Here is a 22768-nt window from a genome sequence, read left to right on the forward strand (position 1 = left end):
TTCTGCCACGCTTAGATGTAGGCCGGAACCATGCACTGCTTGTGTTCGACGTGATATTCGAACTCTTTCCAGTAGTGCTTGAGCATGCCGCGGACCGGCATCGCCGCGGCATCGCCGAGCGCGCAGATGGTGCGGCCCATGATGTTTTCCGCGACGTTGTTGAGCAGGTCCAGGTCTTCCTGGCGCCCTTCTCCGTGTTCGATGCGATTGACCATGCGATACAGCCAGCCGGTGCCTTCGCGGCACGGCGTGCACTGCCCGCACGATTCCTCAAAATAGAAGTACGACAGGCGCAGCAGCGAGCGGACCATGCAGCGCGTCTCGTCCATCACGATCACCGCGCCCGAGCCCAGCATCGAGCCGGCCTTGGCGATCGAGTCGTAGTCCATGTCGGACGCCATCATCAGGTCGCCCGGCACCACCGGCGCGGACGAACCGCCCGGGATCACCGCCTTGATGCGCTTGCCGCCGCGCATGCCGCCGGCCAGTTCCAGCAGCTTGGCGAACGGCGTGCCCAGCGGGATCTCGTAGTTGCCGGGACGCTCGACATCGCCGGAGACCGAGAAGATCTTGGTGCCGCCGTTGTTCGGCTTGCCCAGCTTCAGGTAGTTCTCGGGACCGACGGCCAGCAGGAACGGCACCGCGGCGAAGGTCTCAGTGTTGTTGATGGTGGTCGGCTTGCCATACAGGCCGAAGCTGGCCGGGAACGGCGGCTTGAAGCGCGGCTGGCCCTTCTTGCCTTCCAGCGATTCCAGCAGCGCGGTTTCCTCGCCGCAGATGTAGGCGCCATAGCCGTGGTGGGCGTGCAGCTGGAAGCTGAAGCCCGAGCCCAGGATGTTGTCGCCCAGGAAGCCGGCAGCACGCGCCTCTTCGAGGGCTTCCTCGAAGATCTTGTACTCGTTCCAGATCTCGCCGTGGATGTAGTTGTAGCCCACGGTGATGCCCATCGCGTACGCGCCGATGGCCATGCCCTCGATCAGCGAATGCGGGTTGTAGCGGATGATGTCGCGATCCTTGAACGTGCCAGGCTCGCCTTCATCGGTGTTGCAGACCAGGTACTTCTGGCCCGGGAACGTGCGCGGCATGAAGCTCCACTTCAGGCCGGTCGGGAAGCCCGCGCCGCCGCGGCCACGCAGGCCCGAGACCTTGACGTCGGCGATCACCTGCTCGGGCGGGATCTTTTCGGTCAGGATGCGCTTCAGTTGCTGGTAGCCGCCACGCTTGACGTAGTCTTCCAGGTGCCAATTCTTGCCGTCCAGGCCGGCCAGGATCAGCGGCTGGATATGGCGGTCGTGCAGACTGGTCATGTTACTTGCCCCCCTTGGCGGCTTCAGCCTTCAGCTCGTCGACAAGCGCGTCGAGCTTGTTGTCGCTCATGAAGCTGCACATGCGGGTGTTGTTGACGATCATCACCGGCGCGTCGCCGCAAGCGCCCATGCACTCGCCCTCTTTCAGGGTGAAGCAGCCGTCAGCGGTGGTCTCGTTGTAGTCGATCCCGAGCTTGCGCTTCAGGTACTCGCCAGCCCGCTCGCCACCCGACAGGGCGCACGGCAGGTTGGTGCAGACGGCGAGCTTGAATTTGCCCACCGGCTTGGTGTCGTACATGTTGTAGAAGGTCGCCACCTCTTCCACCCACACGGGCGGCATCTCGAGGTAGTTGGCGACGAACTGCATGACTTCGGGGGAAACCCAGCCCACCTCGCCCTGTGCCACGGCAAGCGCCGCCATCACGGCCGACTGCTTCTGGTCGGCCGGATACTTCGCGATCGCGCGATCGATTTCCTTGAGAGCTTCTGCTGATAGCATGGTCATTGCAGTAAAACGGCGGAGGCAGCGCCACTGGGCGTCCATCCGCAGGTTTGCAGCCGTCGCTGCCGTTCCGCCGGCGGGCCTTAGGCCTTGCCGGTCCGCCGCGGGTCTTCCGGGCCGCTCCGCTCGGCGGAGCACCTCGGAAAGCGCCCGGATCGTCGTCCGGGCCGGCGGTCCGTGATTAGCGGTCGATCTCGCCGAAGACGATGTCTTGCGTGCCGATGATCGTTACCGCGTCAGCAATCATGTGTCCCTTGGCCATTTCGTCCAGCGCGGCCAGGTGCGGGAAGCCAGGCGCACGGATCTTCAGGCGGTACGGCTTGTTCGCGCCGTCCGAGATCGCGTAGATGCCGAACTCGCCCTTCGGGTGCTCCACCGCTGCATACGCTTCGCCTTCGGGCACGTGGATGCCTTCAGTGAACAGCTTGAAGTGGTGGATCAGTTCTTCCATGTTGGACTTCATGTCCACGCGCGAGGGCGGCGCCACCTTGTGGTTATCGGTGATCACCGGGCCCGGGTTGCGGCGCAGCCATTCGATGCACTGCCTGATGATGCGGTTGGACTGGCGCATCTCTTCCACGCGCACCAGGTAGCGCGCGTAGCAGTCGCCGCCCACGCCCACCGGCACGTCGAAGTCCATCTTGTCGTAGACCTCGTACGGCTGCTTCTTGCGCAGGTCCCACTCGATGCCCGAGCCGCGCAGCATCGGGCCGGTAAAGCCCATCTGCATCGCACGTTCCGGGCTGACCACGCCGATGTTGACCAGGCGCTGCTTCCAGATCCGGTTGTCGGTCAGCAGCGTCTCGTACTCGTCGACGTACTTCGGGAAGCGGTTGGTGAAGTCCTCGATGAAGTCCAGCAGCGAGCCCGAACGCGCTTCGTTCATCGCCTTGATGGCGCGCTCATTGTGGATCTTCGAGGCACGATATTGCGGCATCGTGTCAGGCAGGTCGCGGTAGACGCCGCCCGGACGATAGTAGGCCGCGTGCATGCGCGCGCCCGACACCGCCTCGTACATGTCGAACAGGTCTTCGCGCTCGCGGAAGGCGTACAGGAACACCGCCATCGCGCCAACGTCGAGAGCGTGCGCACCGATCCACATCAGGTGGTTCATGATGCGGGTGATCTCGTCGAACATCACGCGGATGTACTGCGCGCGGACCGGTACTTCCAGGCCCAGCAGGCGCTCGATCGCCATCACGTAGGCATGCTCGTTGGACATCATCGACACGTAGTCGAGACGGTCCATGTAGGGCACGCTCTGGATCCAGGACTTCTGTTCGGCCAGCTTCTCGGTGGCACGGTGCAGCAGGCCGATGTGCGGGTCGGCGCGCTGGATGACTTCGCCATCCAGCTCCAGCACCAGGCGCAGCACGCCGTGTGCGGCCGGGTGCTGCGGGCCGAAGTTCAGGGTGTAATTCTTGATGTCTGCCATGGCGCGTTCTCAGTGCTCCAAACCGCCGTACTTGTCCTCGCGGATCACGCGCGGCGTGATTTCGCGCGGCTCGATCGTGACCGGCTGGTAGATGACCCGCTTCTGTTCGGGGTCGTAGCGCATTTCGACAAAGCCGGAGACCGGGAAATCCTTGCGGAACGGGTGGCCGACGAAACCGTAGTCGGTCAGGATGCGGCGCAGGTCCGGGTGGCCGTCGAACACGATGCCGTAGAAATCGAAGGCTTCGCGCTCGAACCAGTTCACCGAGTTCCACACGTCGATCAGGCTGGCCACCACCGGGAAATCGTCATCCGGGGCGAACACGCGCAGGCGCAGGCGCCAGTTGTGGGTGATCGACAGCAGGTGCGAGACGGCGGCAAAGCGCGGGCCGTCCCAGGCGCCGTCGCCGAAGTCGGAATAATCCACGCCGCACAGGTCGATCAGCTGCTCGAAGCGCAGCGAGGGATCGTCGCGCAGGATGCGGGCGGCTTCCAGGTAGTCGTCGGCCTTGACGATCAGCGTCAGTTCGCCGGTCGCCTCGATCAGTTTCTGCACGCGCTTGCCGAGAGCCTTCTCGAGCGCGGCCTTCAGGATGTCGAGCTTCGCCATTTCAGCCCTTGCGCGCGATGGTGTTGGTACGCTTGATCTTGTTCTGCAGCTGGATCACGCCGTAGATCAGCGCCTCGGCCGTCGGCGGGCAGCCCGGCACGTAGATATCCACCGGCACGATCCGGTCGCAGCCACGCACCACCGAGTACGAATAGTGGTAGTAGCCGCCGCCGTTGGCGCACGAGCCCATCGAGATCACCCAGCGCGGTTCCGCCATCTGGTCGTAGACCTTGCGCAGCGCGGGGGCCATCTTGTTGCACAGCGTGCCGGCCACGATCATCACGTCCGACTGGCGCGGCGACGGGCGGAACACCACGCCGAAGCGGTCCAGGTCATAGCGCGCCGCGCCGGCATGCATCATTTCCACGGCACAGCAGGCCAGGCCGAAGGTCATCGGCCACAGCGACCCGGTGCGGGTCCAATTGATCAGCTTGTCAGCGGTAGTCGTGACAAAGCCTTCGTTGAGAACGCCTTCGATTGCCATTTCACATCACTCCCAATCGAGCGCGCCCTTTTTCCAGATGTAGACGAAGCCCACGATGAATTCCAGCAGAAACACGCCCATGGCGATGAAACCCGGCCAGCCGATATCCCTCAGGGCAACACCCCAGGGAAACAGGAAGGCGGTTTCGAGATCGAACAGGATAAAAAGGATGGCGATGAGGTAGTAGCGCACGTCGAACTTCATGCGCGCATCCTCGAATGCTTCGAAGCCGCACTCGTACGGCGACAGCTTCGCGGGATCGGGCTTGTTCGGACCGAGGATCCGACCAATCGACATCAGTGCCACGCCGAGCACGACACCGAAGATGATGAAGATGAGAACGGGGAAGTAGGCTTCGAGATTCAAGGTACGGCCAGCCTTATCTGGAATGTTGTCAACAGCACCAGCTGAAGCGGCGTCCTGTTGCCCACCCCAGGCGCTAAGCCACGAGAATCATGGCGCGCCGCCTTGCGGACTGCCGGAGTCCCACGCTCGGGTGCATTGCCCGGCCAGGGACTCCGATCAAGTTGTTTGGTGCCGACGGCGAGACTCGAACTCGCACAGCTTTCGCCACTACCCCCTCAAGATAGCGTGTCTACCAATTTCACCACGTCGGCTGGGGGAGAAACAATATTGCCTGGCGCCGGGTTTTCAGGCCCTTCAGGACTCTCGCTGGGGCGTTTGCCTTCGCTTAAGCCCCATCGCTGGGGAATCGTTTCAAGCCTTGCATTCTAACCTAAATTTCTTGCTTTGTTCAACGCACAACTGCAAAAAAACTCAGGAATCCGCCGCAAGGCAATCGGATTATTTCGGTACAGCGGGACCTGCGGGCGCCGAAGCGTCAGCAGCGGCGGCCGGGGCAGCGGCCGGGGCAGCGGCCGGGGCCGATGCGCCTGCCGTGGCCGGGGCCGAGGCCGGGGCGGCACCCATCACGCCCAGCGACGCAGCGGGCTTGTAGTTGCCCAGCAGCGTCAGCGCCAGCGTGCACACGAAGAACAGCGTGGCCAGCACGGCGGTGGTGCGCGACAGGAAGTTTGCCGAGCCGGTGGCACCGAACAGGCTGCCCGAGGCGCCCGAGCCGAATGCCGCGCCCACATCGGCGCCCTTGCCATGCTGGATCAGCACCAGGCCAATCACGCCCAGGGCCGACAGCACCTGCAACACCACCAACAAAGTCTTGAAGATTGCCATTTGATTTAAATAAGCGTTACTTGCCTGGTTACTTCCTGATCGAAACGAACCGAACGATCGGAACGGCCGGCATTCAGGCGTTGCCGATCGCGAGGAAATCTTCCGACTTCAGCGAGGCGCCGCCAATCAGCCCCCCGTCGATATCGGCCATGGAAAACAGTTCGGCCGCATTGTCGGGCTTGACGCTGCCGCCGTACAGGATGGCCATGCGCTGCGCCACGCCGGCGTCGCGCGCCGCAACCTTGGCGCGCAGGAAAGCGTGCACGGCCTGCGCCTGCGCGCTGGTCGCGGTCTTGCCGGTACCGATCGCCCAGACCGGCTCGTAGGCCAGCACCACGCGGCTCAGTTGCTCCGCCGACAGCGCGTCCAGCACTGCCTGCAGCTGGCGGCCGACGACGGCCTCGGTCTGATCGGCCTCGCGCTCGGCCAGCGTTTCGCCGACACAGACCACGGGGACGATACCGAATTCCAGCGCGCGCAGCGCCTTGGCAGCCACGACCTGGTCGGTTTCGCCATGGTAGGTGCGGCGCTCCGAGTGGCCGACCAGGGCATAAGTGCAGCCGAACTCACCCAACATCGAGGCAGCAACCTCACCGGTGAAAGCGCCACGCGCTTCGGCCGAGACATCCTGTGCACCCCAGGACACTTGCGAGCCGTTCAGCAGCGCCTGGCATTGTGCAAGATAGGGGAACGGTGCGCACACCGCCAGCGACGCACGCGCCACGCCGCCCTTGATCCCCTCCAGCAGCGCCGCGTTCGCAGCCAGGCTGCCATGCATCTTCCAATTGCCGATGACGAGCTTTTGTCTCACGAGGTGCCCCTCCAAAATCAAACCCGCTATTGTAGCGTGTGGCAGGGGCGGGGGCTACCGCCGCCCGACAACGGCGGGCGGCGGCATTTTGCTGCGTGACTTCGGCGCCGTCAGGCGGCGCACGGCATCACCAGGTCAGCACGATCTTGCCGATATGCTCGCTCGACTCCATCAGGCGGTGCGCGTCGGCGGCCTGCGCGGCCGGAAAGACCTGGTGGATCACCGGCTTGATCTTGCCGCCGGCCAGCAGCGGCCACACCTGCTCGTGCAGCGCCGCGGCGATCTTGCCCTTGAACGAGGCCGGCCGCGGACGCAGCGTCGAGCCGGTCACGGTGATGCGGCGGCGCAGGATATCGCCGAGCGGGATCTCGGCCTTGGCGCCGCCTAGCAGCGCAATGATGACGATGCGGCCATCGTCGGCGATGCACTTCAGCTCGCGCGCCAGGTACGGGCCGGCAACCATGTCGAGGATCACGTCGACGCCCTTGCCGCCGGTCAGCGCGGCCACCTCGGCAACGAAGTCCTGGGTCTTGTAGTTGATCGCGCGATCGGCGCCCAGGTCCTCGCAGGCCTTGCATTTTTCATCGGTGCCGGCGGTGACGAATACCTTGAAGCCCAGCGCCTTGGCGATCTGGATCGCGGTGGTGCCGATGCCGCTGGAGCCGCCCTGGATCAGCAGCGTTTCATCCTTGCCACGCGGGCCCTGGCCCAGGTAACCGCGGTCGAACACATTGCTCCACACCGTAAAGAAGGTCTCCGGCAGCGCGGCGGCTTCGATATCGCTCAGGCCATCGGGCGCCGGCAATACCTGCGCCAGCGGCGCGGTGCACAACTGCGCGTAGCCGCCGCCCTGCACCAGCGCGCAGACGCGGTCACCCACCTTGAGGCCGAAGCGGTTGTCGGCATGCGACAGGTCGCCACCGACCACCACGCCCGCCACTTCCAGGCCAGGCAGGTCCGACGCGCCCGGCGGCACCGGATAGTTGCCGGTGCGCTGGAATACGTCCGGGCGGTTCACGCCGGCGGCGGCCACGCGGATCAGCACCTCGCCCGGGGCGGGCACCGGATCGGGCCGCTCGGTCAGCTGGAGGACTTCGGGGGCGCCGTATTCGCGGATCTCGATGGCTTGCATGCTTCTTTGCTCCTTGTCTTTGCTCGGTGTGAGCGTTGGCTCGATGGGGGCTCGATGGGTTGCCGCAGTGTAAACAAAAAAACGGCCGGGCATCGCCCGGCCGTTTTTCCGCGGCACCGCCTTGCGGCGGCACCTGTGGGACATTACTGCCCCGCTTACTGCTGCTGCTCCGAGCCGCCGGCCGGTGCTGCCGGGGCAGCGCCTTCGCCAGCGTTGATCGGGCTGATGCTGCCGCCCTCTTCGGCCAGCGCGGCCTTCAGCGACAGGCGCAGGCGGCCCTTCTCGTCGGCCTGGATCAGCTTGACGCGGACCTGCTGGCCTTCCTTCAGCCAGTCCTTGATGTCCTTCACACGCTCGTTGACGATTTCCGAGATGTGCAGCAGGCCATCCTTGCCCGGCAGGATGTTGACGATGGCGCCGAAGTCCAGCAGCTTCAGCACGGTGCCGTTGTAGATCTTGCCCACTTCGGCTTCCGCGGTGATGCCCTCGATGCGGCGCTTGGCTTCGGCCATGCCTTCGGTCGAGGTCGAGGCGATGGTGATGGTGCCGTCTTCCTGGATGTCGATGGTGGTGCCGGTTTCCTTGGTCAGCGCCTGGATGGTCGAGCCGCCCTTGCCGATCACTTCGCGGATCTTGTCCGGATGGATCTTCATGGTGATCATGCGCGGTGCGTGCTCCGACAGCTCGGTGCGGGCGTGGCCCATGGCTTGCTGCATGTTCGACAGGATGTGCAGGCGGCCTTCCTTGGCCTGCGCCAGCGCGACCTGCATGATCTCCTTGGTGATGCCCTGGACCTTGATGTCCATCTGCAGCGCGGTGATGCCGTTGTCGGTACCCGCCACCTTGAAGTCCATGTCGCCCAGGTGATCTTCATCGCCCAGGATGTCGGTCAGCACGGCGAACTTGTTGCCTTCCAGGATCAGGCCCATGGCCACGCCGGCCACGTGCGCCTTGACCGGAACGCCGGCATCCATCAGCGCCAGGCAGCCGCCGCAGACCGAAGCCATCGACGACGAACCGTTGGATTCGGTGATTTCCGAAACCAGGCGGATGGTGTACGCGAACTCATCGTCCTTCGGCAGCACCGGGATCAGTGCGCGCTTGGCCAGGCGGCCATGGCCGATTTCGCGGCGCTTCGGGCTGCCCACGCGGCCGGTTTCACCGGTGGCGAACGGGGGCATGTTGTAGTGGAGCATGAAGCGGTCGCGGTATTCGCCGGCCAGCGCGTCGATGATCTGCTCGTCGCTCTTGGTGCCCAGCGTGGCCACCACCAGCGCCTGCGTCTCGCCGCGGGTAAACAGCGCCGAGCCGTGCGCGCGCGGCAGCACCGACGAACGGATCTCGATCGGGCGCACGGTGCGGGTGTCGCGGCCGTCGATGCGCGGCTCGCCGTTCAGGATCTGGCCGCGGACGATCTTGGCTTCCAGGTCGAACATGATGTTGCCGACTTCCACCTTGTCGGCTTCCACGCCGGCTTCGGCCAGTGCGGCGGCCACGTTGGCCGTCACTTCCTTCAGCTTCTGGCTGCGGGCCGACTTCTGGCGCAGCTGGTAGGCCTCCTGCAGCAGCGGCAGCGCGACTTCGGTGACCTTGGCGATCAGCGGCTCGTTCTTGGCGGCCGCGGTCCAGTCCCACTCGGGCTTGCCGCCTTCGCGCACCAGTTCATGGATGGCGTTGATGGCGGTCTGCATCTGCTCGTGGCCATAGACCACGGCGCCCAGCATCACGTCTTCCGAAAGCTGGTTGGCTTCCGATTCGACCATCAGCACGGCGCGCTCGGTGCCGGCGACCACCAGGTCCAGGTCCGAGGTGGCGATCTGCGAGCGGGTCGGGTTCAGCAGGTACTGGCCGTCCTTGTAGCCCACGCGCGCGGCGCCCACCGGGCCGCTGAACGGGATGCCCGACACGGCCAGCGCGGCCGACGCGCCGATCAGCGCGGGGATGTCGGCCGGCACTTCCGGGTTCAGCGACACCACGTGCACCACCACCTGCACTTCGTTGTAGAAGCCTTCCGGGAACAGCGGACGCAGCGGACGATCGATCAGGCGCGAGGTCAGGGTCTCGTTTTCCGACGGACGGCCTTCACGCTTGAAGAAGCCGCCGGGGATCTTGCCGGCCGCGTAGGTCTTCTCGATGTAGTCGACGGTCAGCGGGAAGAAATCCTGGCCCGGCTTCGGGTTCTTGGCGGCGACCACGGTCGCCAGCACCACGGTGTCTTCCACATCGACCAGCACGGCACCGCCGGCCTGGCGGGCGATTTCGCCGGTTTCCATGCGGACCTTGTGCTGGCCCCACTGGAATTCCTTGACGACCTTGTTGAACATGGACATGTGCATTCCTTGTCTTGCGTGCACGCCGCGATCACTGCTTGCGATCGTTGCGCAGCGTGCCACGCCTGCGTTCTCAGCCGCAGGCTAACTGCCGGAGACAGCTGCAGTCGCAGGGAAGTGCTATGCCATTCCAGCGCGGCACTGTTGCCGATGCCGCGCTGGAATGACACAAAGCCCCGTTTCCTTGGCCGGTCCGGATACTAAAACCAGAAAAAAGAACAACTTACTCCGTTGCGCGCCTTGCCGCAACGGGGTCCGGCGAATCGAAATCCTCGCCGGAAGCAGTGAAGCGAAAATCACTCCAACCACCTGCAGCATTCCCGGCCGGCGCGGAATCGCCCGGCCAGAAAAGCAAAATGCCTGCCCCAGCAATGCTGAAGCAGGCATCCAGGCCTCACGCGAAACCGTGCAAACCCAGGAATCGCGCTGCCATCGTACGCAACCTCTTGCGCAAGCTTACTTGCGCAGGCCCAGCTTTTCGATCAGGGCGCGGTAGCGGTCGGCGTCGTTGGACTTGAGGTAGTCCAGCAGGCGGCGGCGGCGGCTCACCATGCGCAGCAGGCCGCGGCGGCTGTGGTGATCCTTCATGTTGGCCTTGAAGTGCGGGGTCAGTTCGTTGATGCGGGTGGTCAGCAGGGCCACTTGCACTTCGGGGCTGCCGGTGTCGTTGGCGCCACGGGCGAACTGCTTGATGACTTCGGACTTGTTGATATCGGCGACTGCCATGATGATTTCCTTTCACTTGCGACCGCCACAGCGCGGGATGCGCCGCATGCGTCGTGTCACGGATTTGCCGCCATCCGGCCAGGGGCCAGTCGACGACAGCCGCGCATTATAGCCGAAAAGGCGCGCGAGGAGAATCGCAACCGCGGAGCCTGCCGGGGCTCAAGGGCGCTCCATCCGGCACGTGGTCGGCAGCGTGGTCTGCGCCGCCTTCAGCTTGCGCACGGTGCGGAAGCCGTAGCCCGAGCCCTCGTTATCGAAACGCACCGCACCGCCCTGCTTGTCCATCACGGACACATAGAGCGGCTGCAGTACCTGGTGGTCCTCCGCGCGGACGGTGGCCTCATGGAAATCGTTGACGTAGCGCATGTTCTCCAGCGCCCGCGCCACCTTGACCGCATCGGTGGTGCCCGCTTTCTCGATGGCGCGCGCCAGCATTTCCACCATCATCTGCATGCGCAGATGCACGTAATCGTCCTTCGGCTCGGGGTAACGCGCGCGGAACTGCTGGTAAAACGCATCCGAGGCAGCGCCACCCACGTTCGGGTGCCATTCGGCCACGGCCAGCACGCGGCCGACGCCGGCATCGCCCATTGCCGCGGGCGCCCCCAGGCCGTTGCCGTAGAAGGTGTAGAACTTGGCCTGCAGCCCGCCCTCGCGCGCGGCCTTGACCATCAGGGTCAGGTCATTGCCCCAGTTGCCGGTGATGACCGCGTCCGCGCCGCTTGCCTTGATCTTGGCGATATAGGGGGCAAAATCCTTGATCTTGCCGATCGGATGGAATTCGTCGCCGACGATCTGGATGTCCGGTCGGCGCGCGGCCAGCATCTCGCGCGCCGAACGCGCCACCTGGTGGCCGAAGCTGTAGTCCTGGTCGATCAGGTAGACCTTGCGCACGGACTGGTCCTGCCGGATCACCTCGGTCAGCGCCTGCATGCGCATGTCGGCGCTGGCGTCGAAACGGAAATGCCAGAAGCTGCAGTTCTCGTTGGTCAGGCTGGGATCGACCGCCGAATAGTTCAGGAACAGCACGCGCGCATCGGGCTGGCGCGCATTGTGGCGGTTGATGGCAGAAACCAGTGCGCCCGCCACGGCCGAGCTGTTGCCCTGCAGGACGAAGGGAATGCGCCGGTCGGTCAGCGCGCGCAACTGGATCAGGCTTTCGTCGACATTGCCCTTGCTGTCGAATGTCACCAGCTCGAAGAGCCGCGCGCCCTCGGCGGTCTTGACGCCGCCGCGGGCATTGACGCGCTCGATCGCCAGGCGCAGGTTGCGCGCCACCGCCTCGCCCGCGTTGGCGAACGGGCCGGAAAGGCCGTCGATCATCCCCAGCCGGATCGGCTCCTGCGCGGACGCGCCTGCCGGCACAACCGCCGCCACTGCCAACAACAAGCCACCCAGCCAACCTCGCAACCGCGCCACACCCTGCATAGTCTCTCCCGGAAAGCGGTGGATGGTACGGCAGCACGCCGGTAGTGCGCAAATCACGGCCGCCTCCACTGCATCTGCCGCGATTCGCGTCGAATGCCGTCGTATTCGGCGAAGTAGCGGAGGAAAGCAGCGCCAGGACCACACAAGGCAGGCGGAGAACTACACTTTCGATATCACCCAGGCATTGACCGAGGCCGTCATGAACCCTGCAATCGCCGGCGGCGCCCGCCGGTTCTTACTGGCGCTTGCTGCCGCCCTGCTCTGCGCCTGCTCCACGCTGATGCCGGTCCAGGAAGGCACCAAGCTTGTCGGCCAGCCCAAGGCGGCGGTCCAGGCCATGTTCGGGCCGCCCACCGATATCTACAACCTGCCCGACGGGACCTCGCGCTGGATCTACTCCAAGCAGCCGCTGGGCCAGTACGCCTATGGCGCCGAGTTCGACCGCAACGGCAACCTCACCAGCTTCCGCAATATGCTGTCGACGCCGGAGCTGTACAAGGCGCAGGTCGGCACCTGGACCCGGGAGGATGTGGCGGAGCATTTCGGCGTGACGCGCCTGCCGGTCGAATATTTTCCGCGGATGCGCAATGAAGTCTGGTCCTACCGCTTCCGCCATGAAGACGTATGGCCATCGCTGTTCCACTTCTATTTCGACGATGCCGGCGTCCTGCGCCGGACCCAGATCACGCCCGACCCGCTCTACGACCCCGATGAAAGATTCCGCCGATGGTAGGGGCGATGGCAGGCGCACATGAAAAAGCCCGCCATCCCCGGGTCGGGAATGGCGGGCTTGGTCCGTACGCTCAGGCCGGGTAAGCCGTCCGCCGTCTTACGCAGAAGCCTTGGTCAGATCTGCGGATTGATCTTCTGCACGGCCTTGTCGTGCAGCTTGTTCAACGCGGCCAGGTAGGCCTTGGCCGAGGCGGCGACGATATCCGGGTCGGTCCCCACGCCGTTGACGATGCGGCCGGCCTTGGACAGGCGCACGGTCACTTCGCCCTGGGCCTCGGTGCCGCCGGTGATCGCATTCACCGAATACAGCACCATCTCGGCACCGCTGGCCACGCGCGACTCGATCGCATGCAGCGTGGCGTCGACCGGGCCGTTGCCCTCGCCTTCGCCGCTCTGCTCCTGGCCGTCCATGCTGAACACCACGCGTGCATGCGGGCGCTCACCGGTCTCGGAACGCTGCGACAGCGAGATGAAGCGGAAGTGCTCGTTCGCGTCATGCTGGGCCTCGTTAGAGACGATGGCCATGATGTCTTCATCGAAGATCTCGGCCTTCTGGTCGGCCAGCTCCTTGAAGCGGGTGAAGGCAGCATTGACTTCGCTCTCGCTGTCGAGCTCGATGCCGAGTTCCTGCAGACGCTGCTTGAAGGCATTGCGGCCCGACAGCTTGCCCAGCACGATCTTGTTGGCGGTCCAGCCCACGTCCTCCGCGCGCATGATCTCGTAGGTGTCGCGCGCCTTGAGCACGCCATCCTGGTGGATGCCCGAGGCGTGCGCGAAGGCGTTGGCGCCGACGACGGCCTTGTTCGGCTGCACCACGAAACCGGTGATCTGCGATACCAGCTTGGAGGCCGGCACGATCTGCGTGGTGTCCACGCCGACGTCCAGGTCGAAGTAGTCGCGGCGGGTCTTCACCGCCATCACCACCTCTTCCAGGCTGGTGTTGCCGGCGCGCTCGCCCAGGCCGTTGATGGTGCACTCGACCTGGCGCGCACCGCCCAGCTTGACCGCGGCGAGCGAGTTGGCCACTGCCATGCCCAGATCGTTATGGCAGTGCACCGACCAGATCGCCTTGTCCGAATTCGGGATGCGCTCGCGCACCGAGCGGATCAGCGCCGCGTAGCCCTCCGGCACGGCATAACCCACGGTGTCCGGCAGGTTGATGGTGGTCGCGCCCTCGGCGATCACGCCTTCGAGCACGCGGCACAGGAAGTCCATGTCCGAGCGGCTGCCGTCTTCCGGCGAGAACTCGATATCGTCGGTGAACTGGCGCGCAAAGCGCACTGCCAGGCGAGCCTGCTCGTACACCTGGTCCGGCGTCATGCGCAGCTTCTTCTCCATGTGCAGCGCGGACGTGGCGATAAAGGTGTGGATGCGGAACGAGTTGGCGGGCTTGAGCGCTTCGGCCGCGCGGGCGATGTCCTTGTCGTTGGCGCGGGCCAGCGAGCAGATGGTCGAATCCTTCACCACCTGGGCGATCGAGCGGATGGCTTCGAAGTCGCCGTTCGAGCTGGCCGCAAAGCCGGCCTCGATCACATCGACCTTCAGGCGTTCCAGCTGGCGCGCGATGCGGATCTTTTCCTCGCGGGTCATGGAAGCGCCGGGCGACTGCTCGCCGTCACGCAAGGTGGTGTCGAAAATGATGAGTTTGTCAGACATTTTGTGGAGCTCCTGAGTAGCTTCTGGTGTGCCGTCCCCGGCCTGCTGTGTCCGGGGCTTACCGCCTGTTCCGCGCTCCACGGCTGTGGAATGCAAAACGCCCCGGCGTGCACGAGCAGGCCGGGGCGTTGGTGTTCCTTACGGATTCCGCGCTAAGGGTAGCGTTGTCCTCAGCGCGCGCGCGTCCCGACCTGATGGCCTAGTAGGCCACCTAGGGTGGTGCGGGCGAGTAGGACTTGGCGCGAAATCATGGGAGCGACTATAGCCGGTTTGGCGCGCCCGTGCAATACAGGGTTTTGCCGCACGCGCCCGCGGATCTGTGCGCGCCTCGCCTCAACCCTTGGGCGGGATGCGCAGCTTCTGGCCGGGGTAAATCTTGTCCGGATGCGACAGCATCGGCTTGTTGGCCTCGAAGATCTTGTTGTACTCGGCACCGTTGCCATAAGCGGCCTGCGCGATCGCCCACAGCGTGTCGCCCTTGACCACGGTATGCCATTGCGACTCTGCCGACTCGACGTTCACCGACATCTTGTCCTCGACCTTGTCCACGCCCTCGACATTGCCGGCGCACAGGATGATCTTCTCGCGCGTGGCCTGGTCCGGCGCCACGCCGAACACCGTCACCAGACCCCGCGAGCCATCCACCTGCACCATCAGCCCGGTGGCATCGAGCCCCATCTTCCTGATGTACGCCTCGATCGCATCGCCCGCGGCACGGTTGGCGGCATCGACCTTCTCGGCCGACGCATCCGCCGCCGCGGCCTGCTGCGCCGCCTTGGCCTCGCCGGTGCCGAACAGCTTTTCCCCCGCTTCCTTGATGAAGTCGAACATGCCCATGACATCCTCCTGACGGTAAGTGGAAAACACTGCAGAGTGCCACGGCCAGCGGCCGCGGCGTAAAAACAATTGTGAAACCGGGAAAGCACGAAGGGCGCCTTAGCGCCCTTCCCTGCCCACAACCATCAACCGTTGCCGCCGTTTCCGCCATTGCCGCTTTCGCGCGCCTTGCGGACCCCGCCCGGCTGCCCGTGCAGGGCACGCCAGCCCCACAGCACGTAACCCGAGATCGCGTAGGCGACGAACAGCCCGAACAGCGCCACCGGCGGATCGGTCGACACCACCACGAACAACACCAGGACCAGCACCATCATGCCGAACGGCACGCGGTAGCGGACATCCAGCGCCTTGCCGCTGTAGAACGGCGCATTGGACACCATCGACAGCCCAGCGTACAGCGTGATGCCGAACGCCACCCACGGCATCCACAGTTCCTTGACCGGCAGCTTGTTGTCGATCACCAGCCAGACAAAGCCGGCGACCAGTGCCGCGGCAGCCGGGCTGGGCAGGCCCTGGAAGAAGCGCTTGTCGACCACGCCGATATTGGCGTTGAAACGCGCCAGCCGCAGCGCCGCGCAGGTGCAGTAGACGAAGGCCGCGATCCAGCCCCACTTGCCGAGGTCATGCAGGATCCATTCGTACATCACCAGCGCCGGCGCGACGCCGAACGAGGTCATGTCCGACAGCGAGTCATACTGCTCGCCGAACGCGCTCTGCGTATTGGTGATGCGCGCCACGCGCCCGTCCATGCCGTCGAGCACCATGGCCGCGAAGATCGCGATGGCCGCCACGTCAAAGCGCATGTTCATCGCCTGCACGATGGCGAAGAAGCCGGCGAACAGCGCCGCGGTGGTGAACGCATTGGGCAGCAGGTAAATGCCGCGGCGGCGCGGCCGCTGGCGCTCATAAGCGATGTCGTGGTCGTCCGCGGCATCGTCGTCATAGTCCTCGGCACCGCGCAGCTGGTTATGGCGGAACGGGCGCAGATGCGTCACGTTGCCGCTGCTGCCCCGTTTGTTACGTCGATTGAAGGCAACCATCGCAGTCCTCCTGTGTTCCTGTCGTCCTGGTCAGGCCTTCGCTCACTTCACGTCGAGTTCGGCGAGGATCGTCGACGACGCCGACACCTTCTCGCCAATGGTCACGCGCGGACGCGCGTCGAGCGGCAGGTACACGTCCACGCGCGAGCCGAAGCGGATGAAGCCATAGCGCTGGCCGCGCGCGAGCTTGTCGCCGGCCTTGGTGTAGCAGAGGATACGGCGCGCCACCAGGCCGGCCACCTGCACCAGCGTGACCACCTGGCCATCGGTCGCGCGACGGATGACCACCGCATTGCGCTCGTTCTCGACCGAGGCCTTGTCGAGGTCGGCGTTGACGAACTTGCCCGGGAAATATTCGACCTTCTCGACCGCGCCGTCGACCGACACGCGGTTCGAGTGCACGTTGAAGACGTTCATGAAGACGCTGATCTTCAGCGCCTCGCGATTGGCGTACGGATCCATGGTCTTCTCGACCACGACGATGCGGCCGTCTGCCGGCGCCAGCACCGCGTTGGGCGCCGACGGGATCGGGCGCGGCGGATCGCGGAAGAACTGCAGCACGAACACCGTGATGATCCACAGCGGCAGCGCCCACCAGAAGCCCGCGCTGGCGTGCACCAGCAGCGAAATGACAAAGGCGCCGGCCAGGAACGGCCAGCCTTCACGGGCGATCAGCGGATGAGGATAGTTCATGCAGTACGTGTTTCGGTGGAGTCAAAATCAGGGCGAGGCGGTGCGGCAGCGGCGATATCCGCCGGGGCGGCGCTGGCCGGCTCATGTCGGTTACGTGCCACGGAGCAGCATCAGGCGCACGCCTTGCCCGAAAAGTTCGACAAGGATAACAAAAAGCCGTTCAGGTCCCGGCAGTCCCCTTCCGATGATAGAAGGGCAAGGCACGGAACGCTGAACGGCTTCGGCCCGCCGCCGTGCGGCGCGGGCCATCAGGCAGCGCTACAGATCAGTTCTTCGACTGGTCGACCATCTTGTTCTTGGCGATCCACGGCATCATCGCGCGCAGCTTCTCGCCCACCACTTCGATCTCGTGCTCGGCGTTCAGGCGGCGGCGCGAGATCAGGGTCGGGGCGCCGGCCTTGTTCTCCAGCAGGAAGCTCTTGGCGTATTCGCCGGTCTGGATGTCCTTCAGGCACTGCTTCATCGCCTTCTTGGTCTCCTCGGTCACCACGCGCGGGCCGGTGACGTACTCACCATATTCCGCGTTGTTGGAGATGGAGTAGTTCATGTTGGCGATGCCGCCTTCGTAGATCAGGTCGACGATCAGCTTCAGTTCGTGCAGGCACTCGAAGTAGGCCATTTCCGGCGCGTAGCCGGCTTCCACCAGGGTCTCGAAGCCAGCCTTGATCAGCTCGACGGTACCGCCGCACAGCACGGCCTGCTCGCCGAACAGGTCGGTTTCGGTTTCTTCGCGGAAGTTGGTCTCGATGATGCCGGCACGGCCGCCGCCGTTGGCGGTGGCGTACGACAGGGCGATGTCACGGGCGGCGCCGGACTTGTTCTGGTGCACGGCGATCAGGTGCGGCACGCCGCCACCTTGCGTGTACGTGGCGCGCACGGTGTGGCCCGGGGCCTTCGGCGCGATCATGATCACGTCCAGGTCGGCGCGCGGGATCACGGCACCGTAGTGCACGTTGAAGCCGTGGGCGAAGGCCAGCGCGGCGCCTTCCTTGATGTTGGCGTGCACTTCGTTCTTGTACACGTCGGCGATCTGCTCGTCCGGCAGCAGGATCATGACCACGTCGGCGCCCTTGACGGCCTCGGCCACTTCCTTGACCTGCAGGCCGGCGTTGGCGGCCTTGTTCCACGACGCGCCGCTCTTGCGCAGGCCGACCGTCACGTTGACGCCCGAATCCTTGAGGTTCAGCGCGTGGGCGTGGCCCTGCGAGCCATAACCGATGATGGTGACGTTCTTGCCCTTGATCAGCGAGAGGTCGGCGTCCTTGTCGTAAAACACTTTCATGATAAATCCTTCAATCTCTGTCTTTTATATGAGGGGGGCGGCATCCTCGTGCGCATTGTGTGCGCACGGATCGCGCCGCCCGGGGGATACTGCTTGAACCTGTGCGATTGGCTGCGAGCGGCGCCGGATCAGACCTTCAGGATGCGCTCGCCGCGGCCGATGCCCGAGCCGCCGGTACGGACGGTCTCCAGGATGGCGGTACGGTCGATCGCGTCCAGGAACGCATCGAGCTTGACGCCGTTGCCGGTCAGCTCGATGGTGTAGGTCTTCTCGGTGACATCGATGATGCGGCCGCGGAAGATGTCGGCGGTGCGCTTCATTTCCTCGCGCTCCTTGCCCACCGCGCGCACCTTGACGAGCATCAGCTCGCGCTCGATGTGCGCGCCTTCGGTCAGGTCGACCACCTTGACCACCTCCACCAGGCGGTTCAGGTGCTTGGTGATCTGTTCGATGATGTCATCCGAACCGGTCGTGACGATCGTCATGCGCGACAGCGAGGAGTCCTCGGTCGGCGCCACGGTCAGCGTCTCGATGTTGTAGCCGCGGGCCGAGAACAGGCCCACCACGCGCGACAGCGCACCGGCTTCGTTCTCCAGCAGGACCGAAATGATGTGTCGCATTACAGGTCCTCCGCGCCGAGCAGCATTTCGGAAATGCCCTTGCCCGCCTGGACCATCGGCCAGACGTTTTCGGTGGGATCGGTCTGGAAGTCCAGGAACACGGTACGGTCCTTCAGGCGGAACGCCTCGCGCAGCGCCGGCTCGACGTCAGACGTCTTCTCGACGCGCATGCCGACATGCCCGTAGGCCTCGGCCAGCTTGACGAAATCGGGCAGCGCGTCCATGTAGGAATGCGAGTAGCGGTTGTCGTACTCGATCTCCTGCCACTGGCGCACCATGCCGAGGTAGCCGTTGTTGAGCGAGCAGATCTTCACCGGGGTGTCGTACTGCAGGCACGTCGACAGTTCCTGGATGCACATCTGGATCGAGCCTTCACCGGTGATGGTGACGACTTCCTTCTCCGGGAATGCCTTCTTGATGCCCATCGCGTACGGCAGGCCCACGCCCATCGTGCCCAGGCCGCCGGAGTTGATCCAGCGGCGCGGCTCGTCGAACTTGTAGAATTGCGCGGCCCACATCTGGTGCTGGCCGACGTCGGAGCAGATAAAGGCGTCGCCGTGGGTCAGTTCCCAGATCTTTTCCACCACGTACTGCGGCTTGATGATCTCGGAGCTGCGGTCGTACTTCAGGCAGTCCACCGAGCGCCATTGCTCGATCTGCTCCCACCACTTGGCCAGGGCTTCGCGCTTGGGCTTGACGTCGCTGGCCTTGAGTTGTGCGATCAGTTCCTGCAGCACGTCCTTGACGTTGCCGACGATGGGAATATCGACCTTGACGCGCTTCGAGATCGAAGACGGGTCGATATCGATATGGATGATCTTGCGCGCCTGCGAGGTGAAGTGCGACGGGTTGCCGATCACGCGGTCGTCGAAGCGGGCACCGATGGCGATCAGCACGTCGCAGTTCTGCATGGCCATGTTGGCTTCATACGTGCCGTGCATGCCGAGCATGCCGACGAACTGCTTGTGGGTGCCGGGGAACGCGCCCAGGCCCATCAGCGTGTTGGTCACCGGGTGGCCGGTCATCGCGGCCAGCTGGCGCAGTTCATCGCTGGCATTGGCCAGCACCACGCCGCCGCCGCTGTAGATGTACGGACGCTCGGCGTTCTGCAGCAGTGCCACCGCCTTGCGGATCTGGCCCGAGTGACCCTTGTTCACCGGGTTGTACGAGCGCATGTCGATCGACTTGGGGTACTCGTACTTGCAGGCATTGCGCGAGACATCCTTGGGGATGTCCACCACCACCGGGCCCGGACGGCCGGTGGAGGCAATGAAGAACGCCTTCTTGATGGTCGCGGCGAGGTCGCGCACGTCCTTCACCAGGAAGTTGTGCTTGACGATCGGGCGGGTGATGCCGACGGTGTCGCACTCCTGGAAGGCGTCCTGGCCAATGGCGTGGGTCGGCACGTTGCCGGTGATCACCACCATCGGGATCGAGTCGAGGTACGCGGTGGCAATGCCGGTGACGGCATTGGTCACGCCGGGACCGGAGGTCACCAGGGCGACACCCACCTTGCCGGTTGCGCGTGCATAGCCGTCTGCGGCATGGACCGCGGCCTGCTCGTGGCGCACCAGGATGTGCTCGAACTTCTTTTGCTTGTGGAGCTCGTCGTAGATATACAGCACTGCGCCGCCGGGGTAGCCCCAGACGTACTCGACGCCTTCTTCGGCAAGTGCGTGAACGAGGATTTCCGCCCCGATCATTTCGGGTGCGGCAGATGAATTGCTGTCTGCGTGGGAGAATTCCGCGCTGGGCATGTTCATTTCAGTCCTTTGCAATTTTCGGCAAAAAATTGTTTGGATGCTCTCTGCCGAACTTGTGGCTCGGGTTCAAGCGGTGCGCGTCTGCATGGAAGACCGCCTCATAAGCGGCCGGATGAGACAACCACTGATGTCGTGTGAACCGTCGATGATACTGCAATGCACCAGCGCGGTCTATGGTTGTTTTGCGCCGGTTTATAGGGTTTTACGCAGGGGCAGATGCCGATTTCCCGCTGCACATTGTCTCTCCCTCAATACAAAGTGGTACATGCGCAGGTTTTTTTGCTAGCATCGCAGCACCTTGCGCATGCTACGGGCCGTACGCAGCACATTCCACATTCGCAAGGCTGAGCAATCGACGCCGCACCAAGCTGCACACCAAGCCGCACTCTGCCTGAATGGCCACCGACCAGGAACTGACCGATTTTCTCGCCAGCGTCGAACGCCGCGCCTTCAAGCAGGCCGTGTTCGCGGTGCGCGACGACGAGGCGGCGCTGGATATCGTGCAGGACGCGATGATCAAGCTGGCCGAGAAATACGGCGACAAGGGCGCCGCCGAATTGCCGCCGCTGTTCCAGCGCATCCTGCAGAACACCATCCACGACTGGTTCCGCCGCCAGAAGGTGCGCAACACGTGGGTCACGTTGTTTTCCAGCCTGCGCGACGACCGCGACGGCGGCGACGATAGCGACCTGCTGGAAACGCTGGAGGCGCAGGCCGGCTCCGAATCGGCGGAAAGCAGCGCCGACAAGGTCGAGCGCGCGCAGGTGATGCACATCATCGAGCAGGAGATCCAGCGCCTGCCGGCGCGTCAACGCGAGGCATTCCTGATGCGTTACTGGGAAGATATGGACGTTGCCGAAACCGCAGCCGTCATGGGCTGCTCCGAGGGCAGCGTCAAGACGCACTGTTCCCGTGCCACGCATACTCTGGCGCAAGCCCTGCGCGCACGGGGGGTCCGACTATGAGCATAAACGAGAGAGATATCCGCGAACGCCGGTTCGCCCATGAGATTCGCACGGCACTCGATGCCAGTGCCGAGGCATTGCCGGCCGACATTGCCGAACGGCTCGCCGCCGCGCGCCGGATTGCGCTCGCGCGCAAGAAGGCCGAAGTGGCCGTGCCGGTGCCGCAATTCGCCATGCCGGGACCGCATGTCCCGGTGTTCGACGATGACGACTCGCCGCTGCACCGCGCCGGTGCCTGGCTGCGCCGCCTGGGCCTGATCTGGACGCTGGTGGCGCTGGCCGCCGGCCTGATGGGCATCTACCACTGGCAGCAGCAGAAACGCGTCGAAGAACTGGCCGATGTCGATGCGGCCATGCTGCTCGACGACCTGCCGCCCACGGCATACGCCGACGAGGGCTTCCACGTCTTCCTGAAACACGGGCAATAGCATGGCGCCCGCACTGCCCCGCCCCGACGCCCTGCGCCGCCGGCTGGCCGCGCTGCTGCTGGCCGTATCCGGCGCCGCGGCCGGCTGGTCCCTGCTGCCAGCCGCCGCGCACGCGCAAGGCGCCTCCGGCGCCACGCCGGCACACGCGGCAGCCAGCGCGCGCCCGGCATGGTCCGAGCTGAGCCCGGTCAATCAGCGCATCCTGGCGCCGCTGCAGCCGCTGTGGGACACCCTGCCCGAACTGAACCGCCGCAAGTGGCTGCGCATTGCCGAGCGCTACCCGAAGTTCTCGCCGGAGGAACAGGCGCGGCTGCAGGCGCGCATGGCTGAATGGATCAGGATGACGCCCCAGCAACGGCGGCTGGCGCGCGAGAACTACCAGATCACCCGCGCGCTGCCGGCCGAGAAGAAGGCCGAGGCCTGGGACAAGTACCAGCAACTGCCGGAAGAGCAGAAGAAGAAGCTGGCCGCCGCGGAGCGCGTGCCGAGCCGGCCTGGTGCCGTCAGCGCGCTGCCGAGCACCAAGCGCCTGCCGGGCGGCACCAGCCACGCGGTCCGGCACGAGCCCAGGTCCGCCGGCGCGGGCGGCAAGCCTGCCAGCGAAGCCCAGGCCGCTTCTGCCGTGGCCGCATCGCCGGCAACGGCATCCGCGCCCGCAGCGCTGCCGGCCACTCCAGCCAGCGCCGCGACCGCCGCGGCCGCCAGCACCGCTACGGCTGTACCGGAAGCCGCTACCGAGGCCGCCGCGGCCTCCGAAGGCACGGCGCGGCAGTAGTCGGCCCGCCCGATGGGTGGCC

At 64.9% G+C, this 22768-nt stretch carries 23 protein-coding genes and 1 tRNA gene; 4 read left to right on the forward strand and 20 right to left on the reverse strand.

Translation table 11 applies throughout. From position 1 onward, the window contains the following. Positions 1 to 11 precede the first annotated feature (11 nt). The 13 genes from nuoF to IPF36_RS13125 form a co-directional block, all read right to left on the reverse strand. Positions 12 to 1307 carry an NADH-quinone oxidoreductase subunit NuoF gene (nuoF, locus tag IPF36_RS13065; RefSeq protein WP_133094165.1) on the reverse strand — a complete coding sequence of 432 codons (1296 nt, stop codon included), beginning with the start codon at positions 1305 to 1307 and terminating at the stop codon, positions 12 to 14. Position 1308: 1 nt separating this feature from the next. Next, positions 1309 to 1806, reverse strand: coding sequence for an NADH-quinone oxidoreductase subunit NuoE (nuoE, locus tag IPF36_RS13070; protein WP_133094164.1), 498 nt, complete (start codon positions 1804 to 1806; stop codon positions 1309 to 1311). A 184-nt stretch (positions 1807 to 1990) separates the two neighbouring features. Further along, positions 1991 to 3244, reverse strand: coding sequence for an NADH-quinone oxidoreductase subunit D (locus IPF36_RS13075; protein WP_135704881.1), 1254 nt, complete (start codon positions 3242 to 3244; stop codon positions 1991 to 1993). 9 nt (positions 3245 to 3253) lie between these two features. Continuing rightward, a complete protein-coding gene (locus IPF36_RS13080) occupies positions 3254 to 3853 on the reverse strand; it encodes an NADH-quinone oxidoreductase subunit C (RefSeq protein WP_133094162.1) in 600 nt (199 codons plus the stop codon). Position 3854: 1 nt separating this feature from the next. Then, a complete protein-coding gene (locus IPF36_RS13085) occupies positions 3855 to 4337 on the reverse strand; it encodes an NADH-quinone oxidoreductase subunit B family protein (RefSeq protein ID WP_011297145.1) in 483 nt (160 codons plus the stop codon). Between the two features lie 6 nt (positions 4338 to 4343). Then, the gene (locus tag IPF36_RS13090; RefSeq protein WP_010809131.1) at positions 4344 to 4703 is read right to left on the reverse strand and encodes an NADH-quinone oxidoreductase subunit A; all 360 of its coding nucleotides are present in this window, start codon (positions 4701 to 4703) and stop codon (positions 4344 to 4346) included. Between the two features lie 166 nt (positions 4704 to 4869). Further along, positions 4870 to 4954: transfer RNA gene (locus tag IPF36_RS13095), tRNA-Leu, on the reverse strand. Positions 4955 to 5141: 187 nt separating this feature from the next. Then, positions 5142 to 5528, reverse strand: coding sequence for a preprotein translocase subunit SecG (secG, locus tag IPF36_RS13100; protein WP_195428135.1), 387 nt, complete (start codon positions 5526 to 5528; stop codon positions 5142 to 5144). Positions 5529 to 5601: 73 nt separating this feature from the next. Beyond that, complete coding sequence (gene tpiA / locus IPF36_RS13105; protein WP_133094160.1) at positions 5602 to 6339, reverse strand: triose-phosphate isomerase; 738 nt, start codon at positions 6337 to 6339, stop codon at positions 5602 to 5604. A 127-nt stretch (positions 6340 to 6466) separates the two neighbouring features. Then, entirely contained in the window at positions 6467 to 7471 is a 1005-nt protein-coding gene (locus tag IPF36_RS13110) for an NAD(P)H-quinone oxidoreductase (RefSeq protein ID WP_195428137.1), read from the reverse strand. Positions 7472 to 7626: 155 nt separating this feature from the next. Further along, the gene (gene pnp, locus IPF36_RS13115) at positions 7627 to 9801 is read right to left on the reverse strand and encodes a polyribonucleotide nucleotidyltransferase (protein WP_133094158.1); all 2175 of its coding nucleotides are present in this window, start codon (positions 9799 to 9801) and stop codon (positions 7627 to 7629) included. Between the two features lie 456 nt (positions 9802 to 10257). Beyond that, positions 10258 to 10527: a 30S ribosomal protein S15 gene (gene rpsO, locus IPF36_RS13120; protein ID WP_010809136.1), complete on the reverse strand. Its 270-nt coding sequence runs from the start codon at positions 10525 to 10527 to the stop codon at positions 10258 to 10260. Between the two features lie 159 nt (positions 10528 to 10686). Continuing rightward, a complete protein-coding gene (locus IPF36_RS13125; RefSeq protein WP_135704879.1) occupies positions 10687 to 11955 on the reverse strand; it encodes a branched-chain amino acid ABC transporter substrate-binding protein in 1269 nt (422 codons plus the stop codon). Positions 11956 to 12154: 199 nt separating this feature from the next. Here IPF36_RS13125 and IPF36_RS13130 point away from each other — a divergent pair, with 199 nt between their 5' ends. Next, on the forward strand, positions 12155 to 12688 hold the full coding sequence (locus tag IPF36_RS13130) for a hypothetical protein (RefSeq protein ID WP_133094156.1): 534 nt from the start codon (positions 12155 to 12157) through the stop codon (positions 12686 to 12688). 113 nt (positions 12689 to 12801) lie between these two features. On the opposite strand, the gene IPF36_RS13135 is transcribed toward IPF36_RS13130, so the two are convergent. The 7 genes from IPF36_RS13135 to IPF36_RS13165 form a co-directional block, all read right to left on the reverse strand. After that, positions 12802 to 14343 carry a 2-isopropylmalate synthase gene (locus IPF36_RS13135; RefSeq protein WP_063241466.1) on the reverse strand — a complete coding sequence of 514 codons (1542 nt, stop codon included), beginning with the start codon at positions 14341 to 14343 and terminating at the stop codon, positions 12802 to 12804. Between the two features lie 333 nt (positions 14344 to 14676). Then, positions 14677 to 15180 carry a peptidoglycan-binding protein LysM gene (lysM, locus tag IPF36_RS13140; RefSeq protein WP_135704878.1) on the reverse strand — a complete coding sequence of 168 codons (504 nt, stop codon included), beginning with the start codon at positions 15178 to 15180 and terminating at the stop codon, positions 14677 to 14679. Positions 15181 to 15305: 125 nt separating this feature from the next. Further along, on the reverse strand, positions 15306 to 16220 hold the full coding sequence (gene pssA, locus IPF36_RS13145) for a CDP-diacylglycerol--serine O-phosphatidyltransferase (protein WP_133094154.1): 915 nt from the start codon (positions 16218 to 16220) through the stop codon (positions 15306 to 15308). Positions 16221 to 16262: 42 nt separating this feature from the next. After that, the gene (locus tag IPF36_RS13150) at positions 16263 to 16913 is read right to left on the reverse strand and encodes a phosphatidylserine decarboxylase (protein WP_133094153.1); all 651 of its coding nucleotides are present in this window, start codon (positions 16911 to 16913) and stop codon (positions 16263 to 16265) included. 265 nt (positions 16914 to 17178) lie between these two features. Beyond that, positions 17179 to 18195, reverse strand: coding sequence for a ketol-acid reductoisomerase (gene ilvC, locus IPF36_RS13155; protein WP_092314074.1), 1017 nt, complete (start codon positions 18193 to 18195; stop codon positions 17179 to 17181). Between the two features lie 128 nt (positions 18196 to 18323). Further along, entirely contained in the window at positions 18324 to 18815 is a 492-nt protein-coding gene (gene ilvN / locus IPF36_RS13160; protein ID WP_116308864.1) for an acetolactate synthase small subunit, read from the reverse strand. Next, positions 18815 to 20578, reverse strand: a complete 1764-nt coding sequence (locus IPF36_RS13165; protein ID WP_133094152.1) for an acetolactate synthase 3 catalytic subunit — start codon at positions 20576 to 20578, stop codon at positions 18815 to 18817. Before IPF36_RS13165 ends, ilvN begins: the two co-directional genes overlap by 1 nt. A gap of 395 nt (positions 20579 to 20973) precedes the next feature. On the opposite strand from IPF36_RS13165, the gene IPF36_RS13170 reads away from it, so the two are divergent. The 3 genes from IPF36_RS13170 to IPF36_RS13180 are packed head-to-tail and all read left to right on the forward strand — an operon-like array spanning position 20974 to position 22746. Next, on the forward strand, positions 20974 to 21543 hold the full coding sequence (locus IPF36_RS13170; RefSeq protein WP_133094151.1) for an RNA polymerase sigma factor: 570 nt from the start codon (positions 20974 to 20976) through the stop codon (positions 21541 to 21543). Continuing rightward, positions 21540 to 21971, forward strand: a complete 432-nt coding sequence (locus IPF36_RS13175; protein ID WP_135704877.1) for a DUF3619 family protein — start codon at positions 21540 to 21542, stop codon at positions 21969 to 21971. Before IPF36_RS13170 ends, IPF36_RS13175 begins: the two co-directional genes overlap by 4 nt. Position 21972: 1 nt before the next feature. After that, positions 21973 to 22746, forward strand: a complete 774-nt coding sequence (locus tag IPF36_RS13180; protein WP_133094149.1) for a DUF3106 domain-containing protein — start codon at positions 21973 to 21975, stop codon at positions 22744 to 22746. The last annotated feature ends 22 nt before the right edge of the window (positions 22747 to 22768 follow it).

Source organism: Cupriavidus sp. IK-TO18 (assembly GCF_015549295.1).
GTDB lineage: Bacteria > Pseudomonadota > Gammaproteobacteria > Burkholderiales > Burkholderiaceae > Cupriavidus > Cupriavidus oxalaticus_A.